Below are 20,258 nucleotides of genomic sequence, written 5' to 3'. Positions count from 1 at the left end.
CCGATCCTGGCATGCCGGCATCAGAGCCGCTCGATGATCGTGACGTTGGCGGTGCCACCGCCCTCGCACATGGTCTGCAGGCCGTAGCGGCCGCCGGTGCGCTCGAGCTCGTTGAGCATGGTGGCGAACAGTTTCGCGCCCGTGGCACCGAGGGGGTGGCCCAGTGCGATGGCGCCGCCGTTAGGGTTGACCTTCGCCGGATCAGCGCCGGTCTCCTTGATCCAGGCCTGCACCACGGGGGCGAACGCCTCGTTGATCTCCACGACGTCGATGTCGTCGATGGACAAGCCGGTCTTGTCCAAGGCGTAGCGGGTGGCCGGGATCGGTCCGGTCAGCATCAACACCGGATCGGCGCCACGGCAGCTGATGTGGTGGATGCGAGCCCGCGGGGTCAGGTTGTGGTCGGCGACCGCCTGCGCGGAGGCCAGCAGCACCGCGCTGGCCCCATCGGAGATCTGGCTGGCGACCGCGGCGGTCATCCGGCCACCCTCGGTCAGCGGCTGCAGGGCAGCCATCTTCTCCAGCGTTGTCTGCCTTGGTGTTTCGTCGACGGCGAATTCTTCCACCGGAATAATCTCGTTGTGGAAGTGCCCGCCCTCGATCGCCGCGAAAGCGCGCTGATGGCTCGACAGCGCCCAGTTCTCCATGTCCTCGCGGGAGATGTCCCACTTTTCGGCGATCATCTCCGCTCCACGGAACTGGGAGATCTCCTGGTCGCCGTAGCGAGCCAGCCACCCTTTGGACTCCGCTGTCGGCGTGCTGAAGCCGAATTCCTTACCGACGATCATCGCCGAGGAGATCGGGATCTGGCTCATGTTCTGCATGCCGCCGGCCAGCATCAGGTCGGCGGTGCCGGACATGATGGCCTGCGCAGCGAAGGACACGGCCTGCTGACTCGAGCCGCACTGCCGATCGACGGTGACCCCCGGGACCTCTTCGGGATACCCGGCCGCCAGCCAGGTCAACCGGCCGATATTGCCGGCCTGACCGCCGATGGCATCGACGCAGCCGACGATCGCGTCATCGATCGCCGCCGGGTCGACGTCGTTGCGATCGATGATTCCCCGGAATGCGTACACCCCCAGGTCGATCGGATGGATGCCCGCCAGCGATCCGCCCCGTTTGCCGACCGGGGTCCGGACGGCGTCGATGACATACGCTTCCGTCATAGAGTCTCCTGTGATCCCGTCACGGCGATGCCGCCGAGAACAATCGAAAGGTACTGTCGGCCAACCTGTTCGGCGGTCAGCGGCCCACCCGGCTGATACCAGCGCACCGAAACCCAGGTGGTGTCACGGATGAATCGGTAGACCAGGTCGACGTCGATATCCGGGTGGAAGTAGCCCTGCTCGATACCCTCGGTGAGGACATCGACCCACATCTTGCGCTGTCGCCGGTTGAGTTCGTCGACATAGCCGAATCGCGACTGGCCGGAGAGACGCTTGGCCTCATCCTGATAGATCACCACCTCAGCGTGGTGGTGTTCGATGGCATCGAAGGACGCCATGAACAACCCCTTCAGGCGCGCGAGCGGATTGGGTTGGGTGTCGATGATCTGCTGGTAGCGGTCGAACAGCCAGTCCAGGAATCCGCGCAGAACCTCGTCGACCATCTCCTCTTTCGAGGAGAAGTGATGGTAGAGGCTGCCGGAGAGGATGCCGGCGGCGTCGGCGATATCGCGCACCGTGGTGGCCCGCAGGCCGCGCTCGGCGAACATCGCCGCGGCGAGCTCGAGCAGCTCATCGCGGCGGGTCGCGGGCTGGGAATCGGAGGCGGTCATGGGTGCTGGCTCGACACCGAGATCACCTCGCCGGTCAGGTAACTGGCGTAGTCGCTGGCAAGGAAGGCGATGGTGGCGGCCACCTCCCACGGTTCGGCGGCGCGGCCGAACGCCTCCCGCTCGGAGAGCCGATCGAGCAGTTCGGTGGAGCTCGTCTTCTCCAGGAACCGATGCCGGGCGATGCTGGGCGACACCGCGTTGATCCGGACCCCGTACTCGACGGCTTCGATCGCGCTGCAGCGGGTCAGCGCCATGACTCCGGCCTTGGCCGCCGCGTAGTGAGACTGTGAATGCTGGGCGCGCCAACCGAGAACACTCGCGTTGTTGACGATCGCGCCACCGTGGCCGGCGTCCCGGAAGTACCGCAGGGCCGCCCGGGTGGCTCGCATCACCGAGGTCAGCGTGACGTCGAGAACCCGGTCCCAGTCCTCGTCGGTCATGTCGATCACCGGGGTCTGGCCGCCCAGACCGGCGTTGTTGACCAGTACGTCGATGCGGCCCAGCCGGGCGGTGGTCGAGGAGATCAGCGCGTCCACCTGCGCGGTGGAGGTGACGTCGCACACCATGGCCTCGACCCGCCCCAGGCCCAGCGCCGCCAGCTCGTCCCGCGTTTCGCCGAGCCGGCGTTCGTGGTGGTCGGAGATCATCACGTCAGCGCCCTCGGCCAGCGCGCGCCGCGCGGTGGCCGACCCGATACCGGTTCCGGCGGCCGCGGTCACCACCACGACCTTGCCCTCGAGCAGACCGTGACCCCGGATCTCCTCGGGAACGCGGGCCAGCGACACCGCTAACCCCTGGCCTCGCGCGGCAGGCCGAGCACCCGCTCGGCGATGATGTTGCGCTGGATCTCGTTGGAGCCGCCGTAGATGGTGTCGGCGCGGGAGAACAGGAACAGTCGCTGCCACTCGTCGTACTCGCCGCCGTCGAGGACGAGACCGCTTTTGCCCTTGATGTCCATCGCCAGCTCGCCGAGGTCGCGATGCCAGGTGGCCCACAGCAGCTTGGCGACGTTGTCCTGGCCGGGCAGCTCGTCGTCCATCGTCGCCAACGCGAAGGAGCGCATGGTCTGCAGTCCGGCCCACGCCCGGGTCAGCCGTTCGCGGATCGACGGATCGTCGATGGCACCGGTGTTCTTGGCCAGTTCGACCAGCCCGGAAAGCTCACGGGCATAACGGATCTGCTGACCCAGTGTGGAGACTCCCCGTTCGAACATCAGCGTCGCCATCGCCACCCGCCAGCCGTCCCCCGGCTCGCCGACCACCAGATCGGCATCGGTGCGGGCATCGGTGAAGAACACCTCGTTGAACTCCGAGTCGCCGGTCAACTGGACGATCGGGCGGATCTCGATGCCGGGTTGATCCAGCGGCACGAGCAGATAGGACAAGCCCGCGTGGCGCTGGGAACCCCGCTCGGAGCGGGCCAGCACGAAACACCACTTTGCCCAGTGCGCCAGCGACGTCCACACCTTCTGGCCGTTGATCACCCAGTGCCCGTCCTGCAGCACCGCCGTCGTCGAGACGCCGGCCAGGTCGCTGCCCGCACCCGGTTCGGAGTAGCCCTGACACCACAGTTCGGCGACGTCGCGGATGGCCGGTAGGAACCGCTGCTGCTGCGCCGGGGTGCCGTAGCTGATCAGAGTCGGGCCGACCAGTTCCTCGCCCAGGTGGTTGACCTTGTCGGGCGCGTCGGCGTGGGCGTACTCCTCGTAGAAGGCCACCCGGTGGGCCACCGAGAGGCCGCGCCCGCCGTGCTCGACCGGCCAGCCCAGGCAGGTCAGACCGGCTGCGGCCAGATGCCGGTTCCAGGCCAGCCGTTCCTCGAAGGCCTGATACTCGCGGCCCGGTCCGCCGAGGCCCTTGAGCGCGGCGAAGTCACCGACGAGGTTGTCGGCCAGCCAGTCGCGGACCTCAGCCCGGAACTCCTCGACCGTGATCACCCCTGTAGGCTAACCTACCAAGCACTTGCTTTGTCGCCGGGATAGAACCTGGAGGGGCGTCGCGATGACGGGCCAGCTCACAACGCCGGCGATGCTGGACCGGATGGCGTGCGACCTCGCCGACCACCCGGCACTGGTCACTCCGGAGCGCAGCTTCACCTTCGCCGAGTTGCGCGACGAGGTCCGGCGGACCGCGGCGGCCATCGCGGGGCTGGGGGTGCACCCCGGCGACCGGGTCGCGATCTGGTCGCCCAACACCTGGCACTGGGTCGTGGGGTGCCTGGCGACGCACTACGCGGGCGCGGCGGTGGTGCCGGTGAACACCCGCTACACCGCCGAGGAGGCCGCTGACATCCTGGCCCGAACCCGCACCCCGCTGCTGATCGCGATGGGCAGGTTTCTCGGCGCGGACCCGGTGGCCGACCTCGACCGACGGTCGCTGCCCGCGCTGCGCCACATCGTGCGGGTGCCGGTCGACGAACCCGACGGCAGCTGGGATGACTTCCTATCCGGACCGCAGGTGCCGCTCTCGGAGGTCGACGGACGCGCCGCGGCGGTCCGGCCCGAGGATGTCTCCGACATCCTGTTCACCTCCGGCACGACCGGCCGCAGCAAGGGCGTGCTCTGCGCGCACCGGCAGTCGCTGTCGGCCTCGGCGGCCTGGGCCGAGTGCGGACGGATCACCAGCACCGACCGCTATCTGTGCATCAACCCGTTCTTCCACAACTTCGGCTACAAGGCAGGCATCCTGGCCTGCCTGCAGACCGGTGCGACCCTGATCCCGCAGTTGACCTTCGACCCGCAGGCCGCTCTGCGTGCGGTGCAGGAGCACCGGGTCACCGTCCTGCCGGGACCGCCGACGATCTACCAGACCCTGCTGGATCATCCGGCTCGCGGGGACTATGACCTGACGTCGCTGCGGTTCGCCGTCACCGGAGCGACGATCGTCCCGGTCGTGCTGGTCGAGCGGATGCAGAGCGAGCTGGACTTCGACATCGTCCTGACCGGATACGGCCTGACCGAGGCGGCCGGATTCGGCACCATGTGCCGACCCGAGGACGACCCGGTCACCGTTGCCACCACCTGCGGGCGCCCGATCGCCGACTTCGAACTGCGCATCGACTCCCCCGACGAGGCCGGCGCCGGCGAGGTGCTGCTGCGCGGACCGAACGTCATGCTCGGCTACCTCGACGACCCCGATGCCACCGCGGCGGCGATCGACGCCGACGGCTGGCTGCACACCGGCGACATCGGAACCCTCGACACCGCGGGCAATCTCCGGATCACCGACCGGCTCAAGGACATGTACATCTGCGGCGGGTTCAACGTCTATCCGGCCGAGGTCGAGCAGGTGCTGGCCCGGCTGGACGGGGTCGCCGACGCGGCGGTGATCGGCGTACCCGAACCCCGGCTCGGTGAGGTGGGCCGCGCTTTCGTGGTGCGCCGAGCCGGCAGCGACCTCGACGAGCAGGCCGTCATCGCCTACACCCGCAAACATCTGGCGAACTTCAAGACACCGCGGTCGGTCGTGTTCCTCGACGAACTGCCGCGAAACGCCGGCGGCAAAGTGGTCAAGCCCACGTTGCGCCAGATGTTGGGGGGATGACGTGATGGATCTGGACTACGGCGAGGACGCCAAGGATTTCCGCGACGAGGTCCGCCACTTCCTGGCCGAGAACAGGGCGTCATTCCCGACTCAGTCCTACGACACCGCCGAAGGCTTCGCCCAGCACCGAGATTGGGACCGAGTGCTGTACGACGCCGGTCTGTCGGTGATCACCTGGCCGCAACGGTACGGCGGCCGCGACGCCTCCCTGCTGCACTGGCTGGTCTTCGAGGAGGAGTACTTCCACGCCGGCGCACCCGGCCGGGCCAGCGCCAACGGCACGTCGATGCTCGCGCCGACCTTGTTCGCACACGGCAGCGAGGAGCAGCGGGAGCGGATCCTGCCGAAGATGGCCAGCGGTGCGGAGATCTGGGCGCAGGCGTGGTCGGAGCCGGAGTCCGGCAGCGATCTGGCGTCGCTGCGCTCCACGGCGACGCGGACCGACGGTGGCTGGCTGCTCAACGGACAGAAGATCTGGAGCAGCCGCGCTCCCTTCGGTGACCGCGCCTTCGGTCTGTTTCGCTCCGATCCGGCCGCGCAACGCCACCGCGGCCTGACCTATCTGATGTTCGACCTGCGAGCGGAGGGAGTCACGATCCGGCCGATCGAACAACTCGGCGGGGCGACCGGCTTCGGGGAGATCTTCTGCGACAACGTGTTCGTACCCGACGCCGACGTCGTCGGAGAGGTGCACGACGGCTGGCGGGTGGCGATGAACACCACCAGTAACGAGCGCGGCATGTCGCTGCGCAGTCCGGCCCGCTTCCTGGCCCCGGCGCGGCGACTGGTGGCGGCGTGGCGCGACGGCGGCGAAGACCCCGACTTCGCGCCGCGAGTCGCCGATGCCTGGATCAAGGCGCAGGCCTACCGGCTGCACACGTTCGGGACGGCGACGCGGCTGGCCCGGGGCGGCGAGCTGGGAGCCGAGTCCTCGGTCACCAAGGTGTTCTGGTCCGAACTCGACGTCGCGATCCACCAGACCGCGCTGGAACTACGCGGTTGCGACGCCGAGGTGGCGGACTCCTGGACCGAGGGCCTGCTGTTCGCCCTCGGCGGGCCGATCTATGCGGGCACCAACGAGATTCAGCGCAACATCGTCGCCGAACGCCTGCTGGGTCTGCCTCGGGAGCCCCGGTGAACTTCACCCTCGACGAGCAGCAGCTCGACTTCGCCGCCAGTATCGACGCGGCGATGGCCACCGCGGATGTCCCCGGGGCGGTGCGGGCGTGGGCCGACGGAGACACCGCGCCGGGCCGCAAGGTGTGGACGCGGCTGAGCGAACTGGGCGTCACCGCGCTCGCCGTCGAGGAGTGCTTCGACGGGCTGGGCGCACATCCCGTCGATCTGGTGGTGGCGTGCGAGCGGATGGGACGCTGGTGTGTTCCCGGGCCGGTGATCGAGTCCGTCGCGGTGGCGCCGATTCTGCTCGCGCAGGACAGCCGGTCCTCGGCGCTGGCGGGTGGCGAACTGATCGCCACGGTCGCGATCCCCCCGGCGGTTCCGCGTGCCGCGGACGCCGACTTCGCCGGCCTGACGCTACTCGCCCGGCACGCAACGGTCAGCGACGCCGCGACAGGAGATCAGCACCGATCCGTGGACCCGAGCCGTCGGTTGTTCGACGTCACCGCGACCGGGGCGGATCGCCCGGCGGATGTGGAGCGGGCCTTCCGGTTCGGCGTCCTGGGCACCGCCGCCCAGTTGACCGGCGCCGGGCAGGCGATGCTCGACGCCTCGGTGGAATACGCCACGCAGCGCAGCCAGTTCGGCCGGGTCATCGGCAGCTACCAAGCGGTGAAGCACATGCTCGCCGACACGCACATCGCGCTGGAGTTGGCGCGGCCGCTGCTGTACGCCGCGGCGCTGTCGCTGGCCGACGGATCCCCGGACGCCGACCGCGACGTCAGTGCGGCCAAGGTGGCCGCCTCGGATGCCGCACTTCGGTCCGCGCGCGCATCCCTGCAGACGCACGGGGCGATCGGCTACACCGCCGAGCACGACCTCTCGCAGTGGCTGCTGAAGGTCCAGGCGCTGCATTCGGCGTGGGGCGGCCCCGCCTTTCACCGTCGCCGGGTGCTGGAGGCGCTGTGAGCGAGGAACGCGATCTGCTCCGGCGAAGCGTCGCCGCCCTGCTGGACAAACACGCCCAGCCCGCCGCGGTGCGCCGCGCGATGGATTCAGCGCGCGGCTACGACGAGTCCCTCTGGCGGATGCTCTGCGATGTCGGCGCGGCCGCGCTGGTCGTTCCCGAAGAGTTCGGCGGGGCCGGTGGCGAACTGGCCGACGCGGCGGCAGTCATGGAGGAACTCGGCCGCACACTGGCCCCCACCCCGCTGCTGGGCACGACTCTGGCGGAGTTGGCGCTGCTGGCCGCCGAATCCCCCGACGCCGAGACTCTGGCGTTGCTCGCGGCAGGAGAGTCGATCGGCGCGGTCGCCCTCGACCGCGACTACGTGGTCAACGGCGACATCGCCGATGTGGTTCTGGCCGTGGACGACGGGCGGATCCAGCGCTGGACGGACCCGACCAGGGACGCGGTGCAGACCCTCGACCCGACCCGCCGGCTGGCCCGGGTCACCCCGGGTGCGACGACCGTGCTCGGGCGCGATCCCGGTCTCGCCGACACCGCCGCGATTCTGCTGGCCGCCGAGCAGATCGGCGGCGCGGCGCGCTGCCTGGACCTGACTGTCGACTACACCAAGCAGCGAGAGCAGTTCGGCCGGCCGATCGGCAGCTTCCAGGCGCTCAAACACCGGATGGCCGATCTCTATGTCGCGGTGCAGTCGGCGAGGGCCGTCGTGGGCGACGCCGTCGCCAACCCGACACCGGTCACCGCGGCCCTGGCCCGGCTGGCCGCCAGCGAGGCGTTCTGCACCGTCGCCGGCGAGGCGATCCAGTTGCACGGCGGCATCGCGATCACCTGGGAACACGACATCCAGCTCTACTTCAAGCGCGCCCACGGCAGCGCGGCACTGTTGGACCCGCCACGCGACCAGCTGCGTCGCCTGGAATCCGAGGTGTTCTAGCCGAAGTGAGCGGTCACATCTCGCACCGATCCGGCATCCCGCCGTTCTACGTGATGGACGTCTGGCTGGCCGCGGCGAAGCGTCAGCGCACGCACGGGGATCTGGTGAACGTGTCGGCGGGACAGCCCAGCGCCGGCGCGCCCGCCCCGGTGCTCGCCGCCGCCGCCCGGGCACTGCAGACCGACCGGCTCGGCTACAGCGTTGCGCTGGGCATCCCCGAACTGCGGGCGGCGATCGCCGGGTCCTACGCCCAGGGCCACGGGCTGGCAGTCAGCACCGACGACGTCGTGATCACCACCGGGTCATCAGGCGGTTTCCTGCTGGCGTTCCTGGCGTGTTTCGACGCCGGGGACCGGGTCGCGATCGCCAGCCCCGGGTACCCCTGCTACCGCAACATCCTCGCCGCGCTCGGCTGTGAGGTCGTGGAGGTCGAGTGCGGCGAGCGCACCCGCTTTCAGCCCACCGCCGCGATGCTGGCTGAACTCGACCCGCCGGTGAAGGGGGTCGTCGTCGCCAGTCCGGCCAATCCGACCGGCACCGTGATCCCGCCGGACGAGCTGGCCGCGATCGCCCGCTGGTGCGACGCGCAGGGGGTGCGGCTGATCAGCGACGAGGTGTACCACGGTCTGGTCTACCCGGGCGCGCCGGAGACCTCGTGCGCGTGGCAGACCTCGCGCAACGCCGTTGTCGTCAACAGCTTTTCGAAGTACTTCGCGATGACGGGCTGGCGGTTGGGCTGGCTGCTGGTTCCCGAGGAACTGCGCCGGGCGGTGGACCGCCTGACCGGCAACTTCACCATCTGCCCACCGGTGCTGGCGCAGTACGCGGCGGTCGCGGCGTTCACCCCCGAAGCCAGGGCCGAGGCCCAGGGCCACCTCGAGCACTATGCCCGCAACCGGGAGACCCTGATCGCCGGTCTGCACCGGATCGGCCTGAGGCGGCTGGCTCCCGCCGACGGCGCGTTCTACATCTACGCCGACGTCTCCGACTTCACCGCGGACTCACTGGCGTTCTGCGAGCAGTTGCTGGCCGACACCGGCGTCGCGATCGCCCCCGGGATTGACTTCGACACCGTCCGGGGCCGCGGTTTCGTGCGGGTGTCCTTCGCCGGGCCCTCACACGACATCGACGAGGCGCTGCGCCGGCTCGGGCACTGGCTGAGTCGCTAGCCTCAGAGCCAGGTGTCCGGGCTGGTCGCGGTGAGAAAGGCCTCCAGGTCGTCGCGCCAGCGCGCCGGGGTGTTCTTGTCCGGTTCGATCCCGGTGTACTCGCCGCGATAGAACAGCAGGGGCCGCGGCTTGACCGCCGGCGGTTCGGAAAGCGACTGCACGGCACCGAACACGACGAAGTGGTCGCCGCCGTCGTGCACGGAGGCGACCCTGCAGTCGATGTGGGCCAGCGAGCCGTCCAGCACCGGACTGCCCAGCGCGGACGGGTGCCATTCCACTCCGGCGAACTTGTCGGGCTCACGGGATCCGAAACGCTCGCAGACCTCGCGCTGTCTCTCGGTCAGCACGTTGACACAGAACGTGCCACTGGCCTCGATCGCCTGCCAGGACCGCGAGACCTTGGTCGGGCAGAACAGCACCAGCGGCGGATCCAGGGAGAGTGCTGCGAAGGACTGGCAGGCAAATCCGGTGGGCACGCCGTCGTGCGTCGTGGTGATGATCGTGATGCCGGTGGCGAACTGTCCCAAAACCTGTCTGAAGGTCCGGGCATCCACCGCATCAGCCGACATCGCGGCCGCTAATGGTCGCGGGATCCGATGGAGAAGTCATGTCCCCACAGACTCACGGCGGTGCTCTCCCGGGCGATCCAGTCGTGATCGTCGACATTGAGGCCCTCGCAGCCGAATTCGACGTCGAAGCCGCCTGGAGTCTTCATGTAGAAGGACAGCATCTTGTCGTTGACGTGCCGGCCCAGCGTCGCCGACATCGGGACTTTCCTGCGCAACGCCCGGTCCAGACACAGACCGACGTCATCGCTGTTACCCACCTCGACCATCAGGTGCACGATGCCACTGGGAGTGGGCATCGGGAGGAAGGCGAGGCTGTGATGGCGCGGGTTGCATCCGAAGAATCTCAGCCAGGCGGGCGGTCCGTCCGCGGGCCGACCCACCAGCTGCGGTGGCATCCGCATCGAGTCGCGCAGCCGGAAACCGAGCACATCGCGGTAGAAGTGCAGCGCCTCGGCGTCGTCGCGGGTGGACAACACGACGTGACCCAGTCCCTGCTCGGCGGTGACGAACGTGTGCCCGTAGGGGCTGACCACCCGCCGATGCTCGAGAGCCGCACCGTGGAAGACCTCCAGGCCGTTTCCGGAGGGGTCGGTGAAGCGGATCATCTCATCGACGCGGCGGTCCTTGAGTTCGGCTGCCGTCGCCTCCTTGTAGGGAACGCCTTCAACGTCCAAGGCGTTCCGAACCTGTTGCAGCCCCTCGGCGTTCGCGCATTCCCAGCCGGCATCCAGAAGCCGATCATGCTCTCCGGGAACGATCACCAGCCTGGCCGGGAAGTCGTCCATCCGTAGATACAGGGCCCCGTCGATCGACCCGCGGCCCTCGACCATGCCGAGGACCTTCAACCCGTAGTCGCGCCAGGCCGCGATGTCGGTGGCCTCGATGCGCAGATAACCCAGGGTGCGGATAGCTCCTTCGGTCACACGCCACCTCCGAGGAAATCGATCGCCAGCCTGTTGAACTCGTCGAACTTCTCCAGCTGTACCCAGTGACCGCACTGCCCGAACACGTGCAGCTCGACACGCGGGATCATTTTGAGCGCCACCAGCGCGCCGTCGAGCGGATTGACCCGGTCCTCGCGGCCCCAGATCAGCAGGACCCGCTGGCGCAGCTTGTAGACCTCGCGCCACATCATGCCCAGCTCGAAATCCGGTCCCGCGAAGGACTTGCCCATCGCCTTGGCGGCCGCCAGCGAGTCCGGCTGGCTGGCGATCGCGAACCGCTCGTCGACCAGTTCCGGGGTGACCAGCTTCTGGTCGTAGACCATGATGCGCAGGAAGCGCTCCATGTTCTCCCGGGTCGGTTCCACGGTGAAGCGGCCGAGAAGTTTGACTCCCTCGGTGGGGTCGGGCGAGAACAGGTTGACCGACAGGCCTCCGGGACCCATCAGGACCAGCCGTCCAGCCCGGTCGGGGTTGTCCAGGGCGAAACGGACGGCCGTGCCGCCGCCGAGCGAGTTGCCCACCAGCGCCGCGCGTTCGAGCCCGAGATGATCGAACAGCCCCAGCAGCGCGGCGGCGCTGTAGCGGTTGTACTGCTCGTGCTCGGCGAGCTTGTCGGAGTGCCCGTAGCCGGGTTGATCGACGGCAAGGACGTGGAAGTGCTGCGCGAGCACACCGATGTTGCGACCGAAATTCGACCAGCTGGATGCGCCCGGACCGCCGCCGTGCAGCAGCACGACCGTCGGGCCGGCGCCGGCTTCGTGGTAGTGCAGGGTGATCTCGCGCTCACCGGCGCGAACCTGGGCGTAGCGCGAGGTCGATTCGAACGTCGCGTCCTGGTGGGAATCCGCCTGCCGCGTGGACGACGTCATCAGGCCGGTCGCCCGCTAGACCATCGTGTCGCCGACGGGCAGGCCGAACTCGTGGTTGCCGTAGAGCACGTAGGCCCGCTCGGCGTCGTTGGCGGCATGAACCCGGCCGGCGTGGGCGTCGCGCCAGTAGCGCTGCAGCAGCTGGTCGCTGTTGAGCGCGGTGGCGCCGGCGGCCTCGAAGAGCCGGTCGATGGAGGCGATCGCCCGACCGGTGGCGCGCACCTGGTCGCGGCGGGCCCGGGCGCGCAGTTCCATCGGCACCTCTTTGCCGGCGCAGAGCAACTCGTACTCCTCGGCCAGGTTGCCCTTCAGCTGGCGCCACGCGGCGTCGATGTCGCTGGCCGCCTCGGCGATGCGAATCTTGGCGAACGGGTCGTCCTTGGCCTTCTCCCCGGCGAAGGCCGCCCGTACCCGCCTGCCCTGGTGCTCGACGTGCGCCTCGTAGGCGCCGTAGGCCATGCCGACGATCGGGGTGGAGATCGTCGTCGGGTGCATGGTGCCCCAGGGCATCTTGTAGACCGGCGCGGTGTTGGTCTGCAGCCCCCCGGCGGTGTGGTTGTTCATCGCGCCGTAGGACAGGAAGCGGTGGCGCGGGACGAAGACGTCCTTGACCATCAGGGTGTTGCTGCCGGTGCCCTTCAGGCCGACGACGTGCCAGTCGTCGCGGATCTGGTAGTCGCCGCGCGGCATCAGGAAGCTGCCGAAGTCGACCGGCCGGCCGTCCTTGATGACGGGGCCGCCGACGAAGGTCCAGTTGGCGTGATCGCAGCCCGACGACCACAACCACGTGCCGTTGACCAGATATCCCCCGTCGACCACCACTCCGGCGCCCATGGGCGCATAGGACGACGATGTGCGCACGGTCGGGTCGTCACCCCAGACGTCTTCTTGCGCCTGCTGGTCGAACTGCGCCAGATGCCAGTTGTGCACGCCGAGGATGCCGCACGCCCACCCGGTCGAGCCGCAGGCGCTAGCCAGCCGGCGCACCGCCTCGAAGAAGAGTGTGGGGTCGCACTGCAGGCCGCCCCACTGCTCGGGCTGGAGCAATTTGAAGAAGCCGGCTTCGTCGAGGTCGGCGATGGTCTCCTCGGGCAGCCGCCGAAGTTCCTCGGCGCGCGGCGCGCGCTCGCGCACCCGCGGCAGCAGGTCGTCGATCGCGGCCAGGACCTTCTGGGCGTCGCGCTGTTCAACAGAGGTCACCACAAGCCTCCCGGAGTGCGTTCCTTGGTCCCAGACTAGAACACGTTACGATTCGTGTCGAGCAGCGCAGACGCTTCCCGGCTTGGTCGCAGGTACGTCACTGTACTGTCATTTCTGTAACCTGTTCTAGAAAGGACGGCTTCCCGTGTCCGATGCCGCCCACCCGGCCACCGCAATCGTGCACCTCGACGGACAGACCCACACCGTGTCCTGGCCGCGCGACCAGAAACTCCTCGACGTCCTGCTCGATGAGGGGATCGACGCGCCGCACTCCTGCCGGGAGGGCCACTGCGGCGCCTGCGCCGTCACCAAGCTGCGCGGCGAGGTGGAGATGGAGACCAACGACGTACTGGAACCCGACGACCTGGCCGAGGGCCTGATCCTGGCCTGCCAGTCCCGACCGAGGTCGGATTCGGTCGAGGTGACCTACGACTGAAAGAGTTACTTCTGCAGGGTGAACTGGCCGAGGTTGGTGTACCCCTCCCGGAACAGCTGCACGCAGCCGTTGAGGTACTTGTCGTAACGGTCGTAGACCTCCTGGGACTGCACGGCGATGGCCCTCTCGCGGTTGGCCTCCAGCGCCGCCGCCCACCCCTGCAGCGTCTTGACGTAGTGCGGTCCGATCAGGTGCACCCGTTGCACGGTGAACCCGGCCTTGGTGGCCTTCTCCTCCACCATCGACACCGACGGCAGACGACCGCCCGGGAAGATCTCGGTCATGATGAACTTCGCGAAGCGGGCCAGTTCGAACGTCATCTTTAGACCGAGTTTCTCACCGTCGGCGAGGTTCACGCCGGTGATGGTGTGCAGCAGCATGGTCCCGTCCGAGGGCAGCGCGGCGTAGGACTTCTCGAAGAAGGCGTCGTAGCGGTCGTGGCCGAAGTGCTCGAACGCACCGATACTGACGATCCGGTCGACCTTCTCGTCGAACTCCTCCCACCCCTGCAGCCGGACCTCGACGGTGCGGCTGGTGGGAACCTTGGCCAGCTTGGCGATGGCGTATTCCTGCTGGCTCTTGCTGAGGGTGAGTCCGATGACGTTGACGTCGAATTTCTCCAGTGCGCGCTGCATGCCGCCGCCCCAGCCGCACCCGACGTCGAGAAGCGTCATCCCCGGTTCGAGGTTGAGCTTGCCCAGCGCGAGGTCGAACTTCGCGTTCTGGGCCTCGTCGGTGGTCATGTCGTCGCGCTCGTAGTATCCGCAGGTGTAGCCCATCGTCGGGCCCAGGAACAGCTCGAAGAACTCGTTGGAGATGTCGTAGATCGACTGCAGTTCCTCGTACTTGGGTGCCAGCGGGGCTTTCACCGGGGGCTTCGAAGTCGCCATTGAGTCCTCACGATCTTTGCGTCCTTGTTTTCAGGCGGTTCCCTGCCGCCCCTTCCGCTGGGAACAGTTAATGGCACGCGCCCCGAGATAGCAAACCGCGCCGCGCGGGCCCGACCGCTAGCGCGGTAGGCCGAGCAGCCGTTCACCGGCCATGCTCAGCAGGATCTGTTCGGTGCCGCCGGCGATCGACAGGCACCGGGTGTTCAGGAAGCTCTGCACGGCCTCGTTGGCCTCCGCGCCGCCGCCGGGTGAGTGCTCCATGCGGAACTCCTCGAGCACCTGGCGGTAGCGCACCCCGATCAGCTTGCGGGCGCTGGCCTCCGCGCTGGTGTCCCGCCCCCCCACCGCAAGGCGGGCGATGCGCTGATCGAGCAACGACCCAATCTGCGCCGCGAGCAGCAGTTCGCCGAGCCGGTCGCTGGTGGCGGGGTCGAGTTCGGAACCGGCGAGTCCGCGCAGCATCTCCTCCATGGGGTTGCCCAGCGCCGTGCCGTGCGCCATCGCCACCCGCTCGTTGGCCAGCGTGGTGCGGGCCAGTCGCCAGCCGTCGTCGACGCCGCCCACCACCATCTCATCGGGGATGAAGACGTCATCGAGGAAGACCTCGTTGAAGTTCTGCGCACCGGTGATCTCCCGCAGCGGCCGGATGGTGATCCCCGCCGCACGCATGTCGAGCAGAAAATAGGTGATGCCCCGGTGCTTGGGGGCTTCGCTGTTGGTGCGGGCCAGACACACGCCCCACTGCGCCCGGTGCGCGGCCGAGGTCCACACCTTCTGCCCGGTGAGCTTCCAGCCGCCCTCGGTGCGAACGGCCTTGGTCCGCAGCGAGGCCAGATCCGAGCCGGCACCCGGCTCGCTGAACAACTGGCACCAGATGATCGCCCCTCGCAGGGTCGGCGCGACGAACCGGTCGATCTGTTCGGGAGTGCCGTACTCGAGGATCGTCGGGATCGCCCACCAGCCCACAACGAGGTCGGGGCGCTGGACTGCGGCGGCGGCGAGTTCGGAGTCGATGAGCAGTTGCTCGGCCGGGCCGGCATCGCGTCCGTAGGGGCTCGGCCAGTGTGGCGCCAGCAGCCCCGAATCGGCCATCGCGACCTGGCGCTGCTCGGCCGGCAGCGCCGCAACCTCGGCGACGGCGGCGGCGATCTCGGGTCGCAGATGCGCCACCGAGTCCAGGTCGACGTGCAGTTCGCGGCGGATCCCCGCGAGGGTCAACTCGGTCACCCGGCGCAGCCAGTGCGACCGGCCACCGAGGAAGCGCGCGATGCCGTAGGCCCGGCGCAAATAGAGGTGCGCATCGTGCTCCCAGGTGATCCCGATGCCGCCGAGCACCTGAATGCAGTCCTTGGTGTTGGCGGTGGCGGCGTCGATCCCCGCCGCCGCGGCGACCGCGGCCGCGATCGACGCCTGGTCCTCGTCGCCGGCCTCGAGGGCCGCGGCGGCATCCGCGGCCGCGACCGCGCTCTGCTGGCAGCGCAGCAGCATCTCCGCGCACAGGTGCTTGACCGCCTGGAAACTGCCGATCGGCCGGCCGAACTGCTCACGCACCTTCGCGTAACCCGCCGCGGTGTCCAGTGCCCACCGGGCCACCCCCGCTGCTTCGGCGGCCAGCATGGCCGCGGCCAGGTCGGTGAATCGCCGCCGGGTGACCGCCAGCCGGGTTGCCGGGGCGCGGTGCAGTCGCACCCGGGCCAGCGTGCGGGAGAAGTCGGTGGCCGCCAGCGGTTCGACCGTCACCCGCTCGCCGGCCTCCGCCCCCGCGTCCACCACGAACACGTGATCCCCGATCGGCAGCAGCAGCAGGCCCGGGACGCCGGCGCCCAGCACGTCGGCCGTGCCGCTGATTCCGTCGGCGTCGTGGTGGAGATCTCCGGTCAGTGCCGCACCGGCGGTCAGCCGGCCCGAGGCGAGGGCTGCCAGCTCCGCCGGTGCCTCGACGACCAGGGTCGCCAGAGCTGTCGTGGCCACCGGACCCGGGACCAACTCCCGCGCCGCCTCCTCCACCATCGCGCACAGGTCGGCTATCGATCCGCCGGCGCCGCCGCACTCCTCGGCGACGGCGACCCCGAACAACCCCAGATCGGCCGCCCCGTCGAAGACCTCGCGCCAGGCATCGGGCCGGCCGTCCTCGACGCCGCGAACGCCCTCTCGGGTCCCCGCACCGGAGGCCCAGCTGCGAACCAGTTCGCGGGCGGCGCCCTGTTCGTCGGTGACGGCGACACCGCCCCTGTCGAGGCCTCTGTCGAGCACATTCACTCCTCGGCTCAGCCCGGGCGGCGGGAAATCGCCGCGACCGGGCTCTCTAGAACGTGTTCTAATAGTGCCAGCAGGTGGTCGGTAAGTCGACCGGGCCGGGTCGGCAGCGGGCAGTCGCGAAGGGAAGCAGCAGGTGTCCTCTCCAGCGTCGTCTTCCTCGCCCAAGTCTTCCGCGCCGGCGAGCGCGTCCCAGCCGCGGGAGGTGATGCCGGTCGCGGTGCTCACCGAGTCCGAACTGGGCTCGGAGGCCCAGCGCGAACGGCGCAAGCGCATCCTCGACGCCACGCTGGCGATCGCCTCCAAGGGTGGATACGAAGCCGTGCAGATGCGGGCGGTCGCCGACCGCGCCGATGTCGCCGTCGGGACGCTCTACCGGTACTTCCCCTCCAAGGTCCACCTTCTGGTGTCGGCTCTGGGGCGGGAGTTCGAGCGCATCGACGCCAAGACCGACCGCTCGTCGCTGGCGGGCGAGACGCCCTACCAGCGGCTGAGCTTCATGGTCGCGAAGCTCAACCGCGCGATGCAGCGCAACCCGCTGCTGACCGAGGCGATGACCCGCGCCTACGTCTTCGCCGATGCCTCAGCGGCCGGGGAGGTCGATCACGTCGAGCAGATCATCGACAGCATGTTCGCCCGGGCCATGAGTGAGGGCGAGGCGACTGACGACCAGCACCGCATCGCCCGGGTGATCTCCGACGTGTGGCTGTCCAACCTGCTGGCCTGGCTGACCCGGCGAGCGTCGGCCAATGACGTCAGCAAGCGGCTGGATCTCGCCGTGCGCCTGCTCATCGGCGACGACAAGACCCCCGCCGGCCCGCGCAATCCCTGACCCGACTCCTCAAGACCGTGTCAGTCGTGGACCTCAACGCCGATCTGGGCGAGGGCTTCGGGGTATGGCGACTGGGCGACGACGAGGCCATGCTCGACCTGGTCACCAGCGCCAACCTCGCCTGCGGTTTCCACGCCGGCAATCCGGTCGGGCTGGCGCGCACCTGCCGCGCCGCGGCCGAGCGTGGGGTGCGGATCGGCGCCCAGGTCGGTTACTTCGACCTCGCCGGGTTCGGACGCCGGCGCATCGAGGTGGAACCCGAGGAGTTGCGTGCCGACGTCGTCTACCAGATCGGCGCCCTGCAGGCGATGGCGCGCGCGGCCGGGACGACACTGGGCTACGTGAAGCCCCACGGTGCGCTGTACAACACGATCGCCGTCGACCCCGAGCAGGCGAAGGCCGTGGCCGCCGCCGTGTACGCCACCGACCCCGCGCTGCCGGTGCTCGGCCCGGCGGGTTCGGCCTTCTTCGCCGAGGCTGAGCGGGTGGGCCTGCGCACCGTGGCCGAGGTATTCGCCGATCGGGCCTACCTGCCGGACGGAAACCTCGTGCCGCGGCACTGCGAGGGTGCGGTGCTGCACGATGCGGAGGAGATCGCCGACCGGGTGGCGGCGATGGTGACCACCGGATCGGTGACCGCGGTGGATGGATCGGTGATCGCGCTCACTGCGGAATCGGTTTGCGTACACGGTGATTCACCAGGTGCCGTTCGGATCGCCGCAGTCGTGCGGCGGCGACTGGAAGCCGAGGGTGTCGATCTGAAGGCCTTCGCCTGATGCGGCTGAAGCCGGGCCGTCCCGACATCAGTGCCTACTCCGCCCGCTTCGACGCACCGGCGGCCGCCGGCGACTCGGCACTGACGGTGACCTGGCTGGGGGTGTCCACGCTGCTGGTCGAGGACGGCACGGCGGCGCTGATGACCGACGGCTTCTTCTCCCGGCCGTCGTTGCTCGACGTCGGCCTGCGCAAACTGGCTCCGTCCGCGCCGCGGATCCGCGACTGCCTTGCGCGAGCCGGGGTCAGCCGGCTGATCGCGGTGCTGCCGGTGCACACGCACTTCGACCACGCCCTGGACTCCGCGGCGGTCGCCGAGCGGACCGGAGCGTTGATCGTCGGCGGCGAGTCGGCCGCGAACGTGGCCCGCGGTCACGGCTTGGCCGAGGACCGCATCGTGGTGGCCGCGCCCGGCGAGGAGATGTCCCTCGGTCCGTTCGCGGTGACCCTCATCGAGTCCCACCACTGTCCTCCCGACCGGTTCCCGGGAGCCATCGGCGCACCTGTCGTCCCGCCGGCGCGTGCCTCGGCATTCCGCTGCGGCGAGGCCTGGTCGACGCTGATCCATCACCGCCCGACCGACCGGCGGCTGCTGGTGCAGGGCAGCGCCGGATTCGTCGCGGGCGCACTCGACGGCCGGCGCGCGGAGGTGGTCTATCTCGGGGTGGGCCAGCTGGGTCTGCAGTCGCCGGACTACATCACGCGGTACTGGGAGCACACGGTTCGGGCGGTCGGTGCGCGACGGGTGCTGCTGATCCACTGGGACGACTTCTTCCGCCCGCTGGATCAGCCGCTGCGCGCGCTGCCCTACGCCGGTGACGATCTCGACGCGACCATGCGGGTGTTGACGCGCCTGGCCGAGCGCGACGGAGTGGTCCTGCATCTGCCGACGGTGTGGCAGCGCACCGACCCGTGGGCGCCGACCGGAGACGATGAGCGGTGAACACCCCTATGGTCGAGGACCTCGGGGCGGACCGAGTCTCCGAACCCGCCGGATCGCTGCCCCAGCCCGCCGAGCGACTCGATCCGTCCGCGCCGGTGCGGCCGCATGAGTTTGAGATCGCCGTCGAGCGGCTGTGCCTGGACGCCACGTCCTTTCGGGAAATCCGCACCGCGGCCGGTGCCGACCCGGACCGGATGGCCGGGCGGATTCGCGAGATCGTCGCGGCCCGCGGCAAGATGCACAACCCGGTCACCGATTCCGGTGGCGTCGCGCTCGGAACCGTGCGCGCCGTCGGCGCGCGGTTTCCCGGCCCGCCCCGGATCGGTGACCGCGTCGTCCCGCTGGCATCGCTGACCCTGATCCCGTTGCGGCTCGATGCGATCGTTCGCGTCAGACCCGAGTCCGCCCAGGTCGACGTTGCCGGGACCGCGTACGTGTGCCCGAGCGTGCCCTGGGGGCCGGTGCCCGCCGACGTGGACGTCGCCACCGCGATCGAGATCTATGACGTGTACGCGGCCGCGTCCCACACCGCGCGATTGGCCCCGAGATCGGGCGTGGTGTGTGTGCTGGGCTGCGGCCACGCCGGCACCCTGGCCATGGCGGCCGCCCGAGACCGGATGGATGGCGATTCAGTCGTGATCGCGGTGGATGTCGACGACCAAGCGGTGCGCCGGGTCCGGGAAGCCGGACTGTGCGACGTCGGGGTGGTCACCGACGCCCGGCAGCCGCTGGCGGCGCTGGCGGCGCTGCGTGATGCCGGTGCGCCGCCGGCCGACCTGACCGTCGTGGTGGTCAACGCAACCCGGTGTGAGCCGTTCTCCATCCTGGCCACCAAGCAGAACGGCACGGTCCTGTTCTTCTCGATGGCGACGAACTTCAGCACTGCGGCACTCACGGCGGACGGAATGGGGCACGATGTGACAATGCTGATCGGCAGCGGATACGCCCCCGACACCGGGTCGTACGCATTCGACCTGCTGCGCGGCACCCCCGCGCTGCGGGCGGCACTCGCCGCCGGCCGAGAGTAGGGG

The 20,258-nt window shown here is 69.3% G+C and carries 19 protein-coding genes and 1 pseudogene; 10 read left to right on the top strand and 10 right to left on the bottom strand.

Annotation, left to right across the window (positions count from 1 at the left end; all coding sequences use genetic code 11):
• Positions 1-20: 20 nt before the first annotated feature.
• From fadA6 to ipdE1, 4 genes are read right to left on the bottom strand one after another with little or no spacing between them, the layout of a single operon-like run.
• Positions 21-1,169: a steroid 3-ketoacyl-CoA thiolase FadA6 gene (gene fadA6, locus ACKOB8_RS01890; RefSeq protein WP_526375060.1), complete on the bottom strand. Its 1,149-nt coding sequence runs from the start codon at positions 1,167-1,169 to the stop codon at positions 21-23.
• Entirely contained in the window at positions 1,166-1,780 is a 615-nt protein-coding gene (gene kstR2, locus ACKOB8_RS01885; RefSeq protein ID WP_526375058.1) for a TetR family transcriptional regulator KstR2, read from the bottom strand. The genes fadA6 and kstR2 overlap by 4 nt, the downstream gene beginning before the upstream one ends.
• Positions 1,777-2,565: a (5R,7aS)-5-hydroxy-7a-methyl-1-oxo-2,3,5,6,7,7a-hexahydro-1H-indene-carboxyl-CoA reductase gene (gene ipdF, locus ACKOB8_RS01880; RefSeq protein ID WP_526375056.1), complete on the bottom strand. Its 789-nt coding sequence runs from the start codon at positions 2,563-2,565 to the stop codon at positions 1,777-1,779. The genes kstR2 and ipdF overlap by 4 nt, the downstream gene beginning before the upstream one ends.
• A gap of 2 nt (positions 2,566-2,567) precedes the next feature.
• Positions 2,568-3,716: an acyl-CoA dehydrogenase IpdE1 gene (gene ipdE1 / locus ACKOB8_RS01875; protein ID WP_526375054.1), complete on the bottom strand. Its 1,149-nt coding sequence runs from the start codon at positions 3,714-3,716 to the stop codon at positions 2,568-2,570.
• A 64-nt stretch (positions 3,717-3,780) separates the two neighbouring features.
• On the opposite strand from ipdE1, the gene fadD3 reads away from it, so the two are divergent.
• From fadD3 to ACKOB8_RS01850, 5 genes are read left to right on the top strand one after another with little or no spacing between them, the layout of a single operon-like run.
• Entirely contained in the window at positions 3,781-5,322 is a 1,542-nt protein-coding gene (gene fadD3 / locus ACKOB8_RS01870) for a 3-((3aS,4S,7aS)-7a-methyl-1,5-dioxo-octahydro-1H-inden-4-yl)propanoate--CoA ligase FadD3 (RefSeq protein ID WP_526375052.1), read from the top strand.
• A 4-nt stretch (positions 5,323-5,326) separates the two neighbouring features.
• On the top strand, positions 5,327-6,460 hold the full coding sequence (locus tag ACKOB8_RS01865) for an acyl-CoA dehydrogenase family protein (RefSeq protein WP_526375050.1): 1,134 nt from the start codon (positions 5,327-5,329) through the stop codon (positions 6,458-6,460).
• Positions 6,457-7,410, top strand: coding sequence for an acyl-CoA dehydrogenase family protein (locus tag ACKOB8_RS01860; RefSeq protein WP_526375048.1), 954 nt, complete (start codon positions 6,457-6,459; stop codon positions 7,408-7,410). The genes ACKOB8_RS01865 and ACKOB8_RS01860 overlap by 4 nt, the downstream gene beginning before the upstream one ends.
• Complete coding sequence (gene ipdE2 / locus ACKOB8_RS01855; RefSeq protein ID WP_526375046.1) at positions 7,407-8,345, top strand: acyl-CoA dehydrogenase IpdE2; 939 nt, start codon at positions 7,407-7,409, stop codon at positions 8,343-8,345. Before ACKOB8_RS01860 ends, ipdE2 begins: the two co-directional genes overlap by 4 nt.
• A 53-nt stretch (positions 8,346-8,398) precedes the next feature.
• Positions 8,399-9,514, top strand: a complete 1,116-nt coding sequence (locus tag ACKOB8_RS01850) for a pyridoxal phosphate-dependent aminotransferase (RefSeq protein WP_526375119.1) — start codon at positions 8,399-8,401, stop codon at positions 9,512-9,514.
• A 2-nt stretch (positions 9,515-9,516) separates the two neighbouring features.
• On the opposite strand, the gene hsaB is transcribed toward ACKOB8_RS01850, so the two are convergent.
• Genes hsaB through hsaA form a run of 4 tightly spaced genes read right to left on the bottom strand, consistent with a single transcriptional unit; the run spans position 9,517 to position 13,096 of the window.
• Complete coding sequence (gene hsaB / locus ACKOB8_RS01845) at positions 9,517-10,083, bottom strand: 3-hydroxy-9,10-secoandrosta-1,3,5(10)-triene-9,17-dione monooxygenase reductase subunit (RefSeq protein ID WP_526375044.1); 567 nt, start codon at positions 10,081-10,083, stop codon at positions 9,517-9,519.
• 8 nt (positions 10,084-10,091) lie between these two features.
• Positions 10,092-11,006, bottom strand: a complete 915-nt coding sequence (hsaC, locus tag ACKOB8_RS01840; protein WP_526375042.1) for an iron-dependent extradiol dioxygenase HsaC — start codon at positions 11,004-11,006, stop codon at positions 10,092-10,094.
• A complete protein-coding gene (hsaD, locus tag ACKOB8_RS01835) occupies positions 11,003-11,896 on the bottom strand; it encodes a 4,5:9,10-diseco-3-hydroxy-5,9,17-trioxoandrosta-1(10),2-diene-4-oate hydrolase (RefSeq protein ID WP_526375040.1) in 894 nt (297 codons plus the stop codon). The genes hsaC and hsaD overlap by 4 nt, the downstream gene beginning before the upstream one ends.
• A gap of 15 nt (positions 11,897-11,911) precedes the next feature.
• The gene (hsaA, locus tag ACKOB8_RS01830) at positions 11,912-13,096 is read right to left on the bottom strand and encodes a 3-hydroxy-9,10-secoandrosta-1,3,5(10)-triene-9,17-dione monooxygenase oxygenase subunit (RefSeq protein ID WP_526375038.1); all 1,185 of its coding nucleotides are present in this window, start codon (positions 13,094-13,096) and stop codon (positions 11,912-11,914) included.
• A 163-nt stretch (positions 13,097-13,259) separates the two neighbouring features.
• Here hsaA and ACKOB8_RS01825 point away from each other — a divergent pair.
• Positions 13,260-13,532, top strand: a pseudogene (locus ACKOB8_RS01825) (2Fe-2S iron-sulfur cluster-binding protein); the annotation flags it as partial.
• Between the two features lie 5 nt (positions 13,533-13,537).
• Here ACKOB8_RS01825 and ACKOB8_RS01820 read toward each other — a convergent pair.
• Together ACKOB8_RS01820 and ACKOB8_RS01815 are read right to left on the bottom strand one after the other, a co-directional pair.
• The gene (locus ACKOB8_RS01820; RefSeq protein WP_526375036.1) at positions 13,538-14,422 is read right to left on the bottom strand and encodes a cyclopropane mycolic acid synthase family methyltransferase; all 885 of its coding nucleotides are present in this window, start codon (positions 14,420-14,422) and stop codon (positions 13,538-13,540) included.
• A 117-nt stretch (positions 14,423-14,539) separates the two neighbouring features.
• A complete protein-coding gene (locus tag ACKOB8_RS01815) occupies positions 14,540-16,675 on the bottom strand; it encodes an acyl-CoA dehydrogenase family protein (protein ID WP_526375034.1) in 2,136 nt (711 codons plus the stop codon).
• 211 nt (positions 16,676-16,886) lie between these two features.
• Between ACKOB8_RS01815 and kstR the strand changes: the two genes are divergently transcribed.
• Genes kstR through ACKOB8_RS01795 form a run of 4 tightly spaced genes read left to right on the top strand, consistent with a single transcriptional unit; the run spans position 16,887 to position 20,255 of the window.
• A complete protein-coding gene (gene kstR, locus ACKOB8_RS01810; protein ID WP_526375117.1) occupies positions 16,887-17,510 on the top strand; it encodes a cholesterol catabolism transcriptional regulator KstR in 624 nt (207 codons plus the stop codon).
• 17 nt (positions 17,511-17,527) lie between these two features.
• A complete protein-coding gene (locus ACKOB8_RS01805) occupies positions 17,528-18,286 on the top strand; it encodes a LamB/YcsF family protein (RefSeq protein ID WP_526375032.1) in 759 nt (252 codons plus the stop codon).
• Positions 18,286-19,227, top strand: coding sequence for an MBL fold metallo-hydrolase (locus ACKOB8_RS01800; RefSeq protein ID WP_526375030.1), 942 nt, complete (start codon positions 18,286-18,288; stop codon positions 19,225-19,227). The genes ACKOB8_RS01805 and ACKOB8_RS01800 overlap by 1 nt, the downstream gene beginning before the upstream one ends.
• Positions 19,224-20,255: an MDR/zinc-dependent alcohol dehydrogenase-like family protein gene (locus ACKOB8_RS01795; protein WP_526375028.1), complete on the top strand. Its 1,032-nt coding sequence runs from the start codon at positions 19,224-19,226 to the stop codon at positions 20,253-20,255. The genes ACKOB8_RS01800 and ACKOB8_RS01795 overlap by 4 nt, the downstream gene beginning before the upstream one ends.
• Positions 20,256-20,258 lie beyond the last annotated feature (3 nt).

Origin of the sequence: Mycobacterium sp. (assembly GCF_046091765.1) — a bacterium.
GTDB lineage: Bacteria > Actinomycetota > Actinomycetes > Mycobacteriales > Mycobacteriaceae > Mycobacterium.
This window is presented reverse-complemented; position numbering and strand designations above follow the sequence as displayed.